The sequence below is a fragment of the Mesorhizobium sp. BHbdii genome (genome assembly GCF_053848045.1).
On sequence record NZ_JBSPKX010000132.1, the window covers coordinates 1 to 518 of the forward strand.

The window sequence follows — 518 nt, forward strand, 5'->3', positions numbered from 1 at the left end:
GATCCCGAAGACAGCGGCCAGCGGCGCCCTCGCATATGCGAGGGAGCACCAGCTTTCCGGCAACGTGCTGAATTCCGATAATTTCGGCGGCACGCTGATTTTCCACGGCATCAAGACCTTCGTCGACGGCAGGACGGACCAGTTGTTCCTGGGCGGCTTCACGAAAGCCGACGACGCGACGGGACACAGCGACGGAAAACCGCTGCTCGAGGCGCAGCTGAAGAAATACGCCATCGGCTGGGCACTCCTGACGGCCGACGATACCCGCATCCCCTTCTTCGCGGAGTTGGGCTGGAAGCGAGCCTATGCGGACGACGACGCCGTGATCTACCTGCCTCCCGGCGCCTGACTTACAGCGTCCGGACGAAACCGGTTCCGTCCGCGTTCGACGGTCTGGCATCTGCCTTGACATGGATGTTGCAGTGCAGCAAACTTGTGTTGCAGAGCACAGTCCGTGAAACCACGAGCCACGATTTTTCGAACGACGGGGACATCGCCGCATGAGGAGCATGTCAGGT

At 61.2% G+C, this 518-nt stretch carries 1 pseudogene; it reads left to right on the top strand.

The window, feature by feature from the left end:
- A pseudogene (locus ACWTU8_RS32235) lies at nt 1–349 on the top strand (hypothetical protein); the annotation flags it as partial.
- Nucleotides 350–518 lie beyond the last annotated feature (169 nt).